Genomic DNA, 6,988 nt, shown 5'->3' with positions numbered 1-6,988 from the left:
GCGCGCGCCGGGGCGGCCGGCAAACAGGCCCAGCATGTGCCGGGTGACCTGGTGCAGCTTGCCGCCCTGCGCCAGATGCGCCTCGATATAGGGCAGCATCGCCTGCACCGCGCGCTCCGGCGGGCATACTGCGCCGGTGCCGAAGATCTCCGCATCCGCGGCGCCCAGGATCGCCGCCGGGTCGTGATAGGCCGCGCGCCCGATCATCACCCCGTCCAGCCCGGCCTCCAGCAGGGTCTTTGCCTGCGCCAGCGTGGTGATGCCGCCATTGATCGAGATATGCAGGTCGGGAAACCGCGCCTTCATCCGCAGCACCAGGTCGTAATCCAGCGGCGGGATATCGCGGTTTTCCTTCGGGCTCAGCCCCTGCAGCCAGGCCTTGCGCGCATGGATGATCACCCGGCGACACCCGGCCTCGGCAATCTGCTCCAGGAACTGCGGCAGCACCACCTCCGGATCCTGGTCATCGACACCGATGCGGCACTTGACGGTGATCTCGGCGGCCACCGCCGCGCGCATCGCCGCCACGCAATCGGCCACCAGCGCCGGCTTTTCCATCAGCACCGCGCCGAAACAGCCCGACTGCACCCGATCGGACGGGCAGCCGCAATTGAGGTTGATCTCGCCATAGCCCGCCGCCGCGCCCAGCCGCGCCGCCTCGGCCAGTTCCGCCGGGTCCGACCCGCCCAGTTGCAGCGCCAGCGGCTGCTCCTCGGGGCTGTAGTCCAGCAGATGCACCGCCCCGCCCCGCACCAGCGCCGGCGCGGTCACCATCTCGGTATAGAGCAGCGCCTGCCGGCTCAGCTGCCGGTGCAGATACCGGCAATGGCGGTCGGTCCAGTCCATCATGGGCGCAACGGACAGGCGGGAAGCTCTTGATATGTCTTGTTTTTTATATTTTTCAGCCACTTACTGGCACCTACAGTTCGTCTCATTTCCGCTCATTATGGACCAAACCCGTCGATTTTGGCACTAGATTTGGTCCCGTGGACCAAATACAATTTCGTGGACCAAATGGGGAGACCATCATGGGCTCGATCACCACACGCAAACGCAAGGATGGAAGTCACAGCTACAGGGCACGTGTACGAGTGATGCGCGAGGGCACCGTCTATCACGAGACGAAGACTTTTGACAGACGCCCAGCTGCGGCCGCATGGATAAAGAAACGCGAGAAAGAGCTAGCAAAACCTGGTGCGCTGGAAGAGTTGAACGCATCCGACCCACCGCTGTCCAAAGCGATCGAGCGCTATACTGAAGAAGCCGTGAAGGAAATCGGTCGCACGAAAGCGCAAGTCCTCAGGACCATAGCGACCTACCCGATCGCCGATCTGCCCTGTTCCACCATCAAGTCGAAGGATATCATCGAGTTCCTTCAGTCACTGCCCGGACAACCGCAAACAGTCGGGAACTACGCGAGCCATCTCGCCTCCATTTTCGCGATAGCTCGACCGATGTGGGACTTCCGACTGGATGACCGGGAGATGAGAGACGCGATCACCGTCGCGCGCCGTATGGGGATCATCTCCCGTTCTGCGCAACGGAACCGCAGACCCACTCTCGATGAACTCGACCGGCTGCTGGCCCATTTCATTGATCGGCGCCAGAGAACACCCCAGGCGATGCCCATGCACAAGGTGATCGTGTTCGCTCTCTTCTCTACGCGCCGACAGGCAGAGATCACCCGCCTCACCTGGGATGACTTCCAGAAGGAGCACAAACGCATTTTGGTCCGTGACATGAAGCATCCCGGCGAAAAGCTCGGCAACGATACCTGGGTCGATCTGCCCAAGGAGGCCATTCGGATCATCGACAGCATGCCCGAACGGAAAGCTGAGATCTTCCCATGCTCTCCGGACGCGATCACGGCCAACTTCACCCGCGCTTGCAAACTGCTCGGGATCGAGGATCTGCACTTCCACGATCTGCGCCACGAAGGCATTTCACGCCTGTTCGAGATGGGTTGGAATATTCCCCATGTCGCCGCAGTCAGTGGGCACAGGTCATGGGTCAGCCTGAAACGATATACGCACATCCGGGAAACGGGCGACAAATATGTAAAGTGGCCTAGCCTACAACTTGCAATCGACAAAGCCTGAGGCCTGCCCACCTTGCCGAAAGTTCACCAGCCAAGACCATAGAGATCGGCTCAAATTGGCCAAACTCCAAGCGGTATGCCTTCAAACTATCAGTGCGTCGTTGGTTGCGGGAGAGCGCAATAGGCGATTTCTGCGGAATCTATCCGGGAATGCAAAATCTCTAAGCTTGCTGCAAATTTTTTTTGATCATGGGTTCGGCGCCTTTCGGTCTAATTTGCGTGCCTTGGAGAACCCGCGATCAGTCGCAATGAACCGTTCGAGCATTGGCACAATGAGCCGAGCAGGATCAATTGCTCCCTGTCCGCTCTCACTCCCGAGGATCTCGCCATAGGCGACAAGGTCGCGGTGGAGCGCTGCGGGCAATTCAACGGTCAATTTGACCGGCTTGTCGTCGGGCAATGGTCCGAGCTTGAGCTTTGTCATGTCAGCCTCCATAGGGTTCGAGGATGAGATCGCGGGTCACGATCACGCGGACTGGGAACCCTGGCCGAATGGTCAGGGTCGGCTGGACCTGCAGCTGGCGCTGTACGATTTGCTGGCCTGCGTCGTTGATTGTGTCTACGGCCCCGTCCCGGATCGCCTGAACCAGACGATCCTCGTCGTCGGTAGCAAGCTCGGCGCCCACGGCAAGAAGCGTTGACAGGCCGGCGGCTTTCATCAGATCCCACCAATGGTAGTCGACGCCATCCTCGAGACCGGCATAGCCAGCCGCATCTGCGCCAGGCTGTCTTTCGAGAATGATGGAGCGGCCGTTGGGCAGGATCAGTCTGTTCCAGACCAAGAGCACACGGCGCTGACCGAATGTGACACCATTGTCGTATTCGCCAACAATGCGTGTGCCTTGCGGAATGAGGAGAAGGCTTCCTGTTGGGCTGTCGTAGACATTCTGAGTCACCTGGGCGGTAATCAGTCCGGGCAGGTCAGAACGAATCCCTGTGATCAGGGCGGCGGGGATCACAGCTCCCGCCTGAAGAATGTAAGGGGATGCCGGCGGCATGATCCGATCCGGTGCTACAGTGCGACGATCAACCTGGGCGTTCAGGAAGGCGTGTTGCCGATCTTCGCTGACCGCAGAACCTGGCCCCGGCGCGATGACAGCCGGGCTTGCTCCAACAGAGGGCGTTGCTTGCGTACCAGGCCGTGTTTGGAAAAACAATGCGCTCGTTCTGGCGGTTTCCATCTCGGCGAGCCGTCTTTGTTCCTCGGGATCGGCTGCCGGGCTCTGGATTGTCGGCGACACGACCGGACGCCCTCGTTCTTGCGCATCCAGGATCGGACCACCGAGATCGCCAGGTAAGGGTGGGCCGAGCCGCGGGACGGCGTCATAGCTGCCAGGTAGATCGCGCAATCCATCCGCCGGCTGTCGGCGATCGGTGGTGATCAGCTCTTCGGGCTGCACCTGACGATCTGTGCTTTGAAGGGCGTAGATGAGTGCGCCTCCGACGGCCAGCCCCGCAAGCACGCCGAGCCCGGTCATGACCTTTCGGGAGATGCGGGTGACGCGCGGCGGATCGGCCCGCAAGCGCATCGTTTCGATATTGGCTTCAAGGACGCTGTTTTCGGTCATGGGGGTGCCTTTCCGGAAGCCCGATGCGGTTGCGCCCTCGCCTGCTGTTCTTCGAAGCGAACGATCCGGATCACTTGTTGGGCATTGCCCCGTCCAAGGCGCAGTTCGGCTGCACCGAAGAGCCGGTCGACGATCAGGATGTTGCGGTAAATGCGGCTATTAACAATCTCAGGCTCGCCATCCGATCCGAGAACGAACAGCGGCGGCATCTCACCCTGAACGATACCGCGCGGGAACACGATATAGACGCGACGTCCATCGTCGAAGACCGAGACCGGGCGCCAGGGCGGACTGTCGCCGCGCACCTGCAGCCCGTAGCGATGATTGCGGGCATTCGAGGGCGGAATCGTCGGCGTCGCCGCAGCGACCTGTTGTGTGCGGGCGGTGCGGGGATAGGCCCAGGACACAGATGGCATCCAGATGTCCTCGGCGGCGCGCAGTTCTATGAGATAGGTTCGCCTGTCCGTCGAGATCACAAGGTTGGTCGTGATGTCGGGGCGTGTTGGCTTGACGAGGACGAGAACCCTGCGGTTGTTCCCGGAGCCGCTTTCGGTATCTCCGATAATCCAGCGGGCAGTATCGCCAGCTGCTATCGGCCCGGCGCCGGTCAGGGCTTCGCCCGGCTCGAGCGCGATCGAGGTGATCTGCCCCGGAGAGGCATAGACTTGGTAGAGCGCCCCCTCCGACCAGGGATAGATCTGGATGGAGTTGTAGTAGCCTTCTCGACGCGGTTCGACCCGGGCGGCTGCATTCGCATTTTCGACGCGCGCCGTTGGGGTGCCAGCCGCTGCACCGCCATGGCTCGGCGTCCAGCGCGGCGGCGTGTGTAGCGGGCGAGGCCTGTCATCGGTCACGGCGGTGCGCACCGCAGGCATGGGCGGTACGTCGTCATCATAGGAAAACTGTGGCGGACGGTTTGCGGCACATCCTGAGAGTACAGTGGCAGTAAGGAGGAAACCGGTTGTCAGGTACGGGATTCGGGTCATTGGCTCATCTCCCGCGACCAGTTGATTGCATTGATGTAGATGCCGAGAGGATTGGCGCGCAGGCGCTGCGCGTCGCGCGGTGGCTGAATCGCGATGGTGAGGATAGCCGTCCAGCGCTCGGTCTGTGCGAGTTGGCCATTGTCATAGTGCTGCTCGGTCCAGGCAACACGAAAACTGTCCGGGGAGGCGCGGATGACGCTGGAGACCTCGACCGACACCTGTTCTTCGCCAACGCGCGTAAAGGGGTCATTGGCACGTGCGTAGTCATTGAGCGCCACGGCCCCGCGATCGGTGGTGAATTCATATGCGCGAAGCCAGCTCTGGCGCACGACGACAGGATCGGTTGAAAGTCCCCGCACCTCTTCGATAAAGCGAGCGAGATGGAAAGCGATCTGTGGATCGGTCGGGCGATAGTCGGCCGAAGCCGGCTCGACCGCCCGCGCTTCGCCATACGTGTCGATCTCGACAATCCAGGGAACAACTGTACCGCGCGCCGATTGCCAGACCAGCGATGCCGCAAATCCTGCGGAAAGGATCAGGCTGCCAAAAGCCATGATACGCCAGTTGCGGGCCTGCACGCGTGCCGAGCCTATTCGCTCGTCCCAGACCTGAGCGGCTTTCTGATACGGAGTCTCGGGTTCGGGGAGCTTGCCATAATGTGTCGTGGATCGTTTGAAGAGGCTCATGAGCGGTCACTTTCCGAAAGATTGATGGAGGCACCGGAACCGTGGCTGTCACCCGAGCGCAGAGCATGGCCCACTGAAGTGACGCCGTGGCTCATCGCTTGATTGCGACGCATGGATTTGGCCCAGGCAGGCGCTCCAACGGCGGCGACGGATGTGCCTTGAGCGGCTCCGCTGCTAACGGTCCCCATTGACGACGCACCACCTGTTGCGGCGAAGCCGGATTGGGCGCCATCGGAGAAACTCGACTTGATACTGTCCGAGGCGCGTGACGCCATCCGCCGTAGCGGGGAGACGGCGGTGCTGCCACCGGCCCGCGCGACGCCGCCCAAACCGGCGGCAATCCCCGCTGCGCCGGACCGTCCCATGGATCCCAGGGAATAGGCCGAAGACGCAGCACCCGCAGTTGCTGCAACGCCGCGTGTGGCGGCCGCACCGGTCGAGAGAACACCTCCGGCGCCACGGGCGGCAAGCATGGCGCCACCGCCCGTGGCCAGAGCTGCGCCGCCAACCGCCAGTCCGGTCCCGACGGCGGCGCCAGCCCCGAGTTGCGGCCCGCCCGACACCAGGCCGGTAGCAATACCCGGCCCGAAGATTCCGAGTCCCAGAAGGGAAAGGGCTGCCAGGACAATTGCCATCGCCTCATCCACGGTCGGAGTCATACCCCCAAAACCGGTCGTGAACCGGCTGAACAATGTCGAACCGATGCCGATGATGACGGCCAGCACCAATACCTTGATCCCGGAGGACACGACATTGCCCAGCACGCGCTCGGCCATGAAGGCGGTCTTGCCGAAGAGTCCGAACGGGATGAGTACGAAGCCTGCGAGGGTCGTCAGCTTGAACTCGATCAAGGTGATGAAGAGCTGGATCGAGAGGAGAAAGAAGGCGAGCAGAACCAGAGCCCAGGCAAAGAGCAGGCAGGCGATCTGGATGAAGTTCTCGAAGAAGGAGACGAAACCCATCAGATCGGAGATGCTCTCGAGAAGCGGCCGTCCGGCATCGAGACCTGTTTGCGCAACGCGCCCTGGCCGCAGAAGGTCCGTGGCGGAGAAGCTCGTTCCCGACCCCATCAGGCCGAGTCCGGCGAAACTGTCGAAGACGATCTGCGCCAGGCTGTTCCAGTTAGAGATCAGATAAGCGAAGACCCCGACAAAGAGCGTCTTCTTCACGAGCCGGGCGAGAATGTCGTCATCGGCGCCCCAGGCCCAGAAGAGTGCGGCGAGCGTTACGTCGATCACGATCAGCGTGGTGGCGATGAAGGCAACTTCGCCACCAAGCAGTCCAAAACCGGAATCGATATAGGAGGTGAAGACCCCAAGGAAATTGTCAATAACGCCGGTGCCACCCATCGATCAACGCTCCTCGGTCCTGCGGGGGGCTGCCGTGTCGGGGGTGCGTCCAAGAAACCGGTCGCGGGTTTCGCTCCAGACCTGAAGACAGACCGGGTCATTGGCGGCCGCTTCCCCCATTTGTTGGCATCGGCGCTGGCCCGCGCGCAGTGAATCGACGGGGGGGTGGGGAACCGAAGCGGGCCTGGCCTGGCTCGGCTCTCCCTCCTGCCGGGTCATCTCGATCACCGTCGCCGTGACGGCGAAGGCAATGAAGACGATGGCCGCGATGCGGGTCAGCACCCTGGATTCCATCTGCCCC

At 62.0% G+C, this 6,988-nt stretch carries 8 protein-coding genes; 1 reads left to right on the top strand and 7 read right to left on the bottom strand.

The features are described 5' to 3' along the window. A partial coding sequence (gene dusA / locus CVM52_RS06385) for a tRNA dihydrouridine(20/20a) synthase DusA (RefSeq protein WP_100161678.1) occupies positions 1 to 909 on the bottom strand: 909 nt, incomplete at its 3' end. Positions 910 to 1,028: 119 nt separating this feature from the next. Here dusA and CVM52_RS06380 point away from each other — a divergent pair. Then, positions 1,029 to 2,099, top strand: coding sequence for a site-specific integrase (locus tag CVM52_RS06380; RefSeq protein ID WP_172720925.1), 1,071 nt, complete (start codon positions 1,029 to 1,031; stop codon positions 2,097 to 2,099). 186 nt (positions 2,100 to 2,285) lie between these two features. On the opposite strand, the gene CVM52_RS06375 is transcribed toward CVM52_RS06380, so the two are convergent. Genes CVM52_RS06375 through trbK-alt form a run of 6 tightly spaced genes read right to left on the bottom strand, consistent with a single transcriptional unit; the run spans position 2,286 to position 6,981 of the window. After that, positions 2,286 to 2,522 (bottom strand): DUF2274 domain-containing protein, encoded by a 237-nt coding sequence (locus CVM52_RS06375; RefSeq protein ID WP_100161677.1) that lies wholly within the window; start codon positions 2,520 to 2,522, stop codon positions 2,286 to 2,288. A 1-nt stretch (position 2,523) separates the two neighbouring features. After that, entirely contained in the window at positions 2,524 to 3,666 is a 1,143-nt protein-coding gene (locus CVM52_RS06370) for a TraB/TrbI/VirB10 family type IV secretion system protein (protein ID WP_100161670.1), read from the bottom strand. Continuing rightward, positions 3,663 to 4,652 carry a P-type conjugative transfer protein TrbG gene (gene trbG / locus CVM52_RS06365; RefSeq protein WP_100161669.1) on the bottom strand — a complete coding sequence of 330 codons (990 nt, stop codon included), beginning with the start codon at positions 4,650 to 4,652 and terminating at the stop codon, positions 3,663 to 3,665. Before trbG ends, CVM52_RS06370 begins: the two co-directional genes overlap by 4 nt. After that, on the bottom strand, positions 4,649 to 5,338 hold the full coding sequence (gene trbF / locus CVM52_RS06360) for a conjugal transfer protein TrbF (protein WP_100161668.1): 690 nt from the start codon (positions 5,336 to 5,338) through the stop codon (positions 4,649 to 4,651). Before trbF ends, trbG begins: the two co-directional genes overlap by 4 nt. Further along, complete coding sequence (gene trbL / locus CVM52_RS06355) at positions 5,335 to 6,687, bottom strand: P-type conjugative transfer protein TrbL (protein ID WP_100161667.1); 1,353 nt, start codon at positions 6,685 to 6,687, stop codon at positions 5,335 to 5,337. Before trbL ends, trbF begins: the two co-directional genes overlap by 4 nt. Before the next feature lie 3 nt (positions 6,688 to 6,690). Further along, positions 6,691 to 6,981 carry a putative entry exclusion protein TrbK-alt gene (gene trbK-alt / locus CVM52_RS06350; protein WP_100161666.1) on the bottom strand — a complete coding sequence of 97 codons (291 nt, stop codon included), beginning with the start codon at positions 6,979 to 6,981 and terminating at the stop codon, positions 6,691 to 6,693. Between the last annotated feature and the right edge of the window lie 7 nt (positions 6,982 to 6,988).

The sequence above is a fragment of the Pseudooceanicola lipolyticus genome (genome assembly GCF_002786325.1).
Taxonomy (GTDB): domain Bacteria; phylum Pseudomonadota; class Alphaproteobacteria; order Rhodobacterales; family Rhodobacteraceae; genus Pseudooceanicola_C; species Pseudooceanicola_C lipolyticus.
Note: the sequence above shows the minus strand (reverse complement) of the source record. Positions and strands in the feature narration are given on the sequence as shown.

Excerpts from the sequence above, each read along its gene's own strand:
- CVM52_RS06380 (WP_172720925.1), top strand. The coding sequence starts at position 1,029 with ATGGGCTCGATCACCACACGCAAACGCAAGGATGGAAGTCACAGCTAC.
- CVM52_RS06375 (WP_100161677.1), bottom strand. The coding sequence starts at position 2,522 with ATGACAAAGCTCAAGCTCGGACCATTGCCCGACGACAAGCCGGTCAAA.
- CVM52_RS06370 (WP_100161670.1), bottom strand. The coding sequence starts at position 3,666 with ATGACCGAAAACAGCGTCCTTGAAGCCAATATCGAAACGATGCGCTTG.
- trbG (WP_100161669.1), bottom strand. The coding sequence starts at position 4,652 with ATGACCCGAATCCCGTACCTGACAACCGGTTTCCTCCTTACTGCCACT.
- trbF (WP_100161668.1), bottom strand. The coding sequence starts at position 5,338 with ATGAGCCTCTTCAAACGATCCACGACACATTATGGCAAGCTCCCCGAA.
- trbL (WP_100161667.1), bottom strand. The coding sequence starts at position 6,687 with ATGGGTGGCACCGGCGTTATTGACAATTTCCTTGGGGTCTTCACCTCC.
- trbK-alt (WP_100161666.1), bottom strand. The coding sequence starts at position 6,981 with ATGGAATCCAGGGTGCTGACCCGCATCGCGGCCATCGTCTTCATTGCC.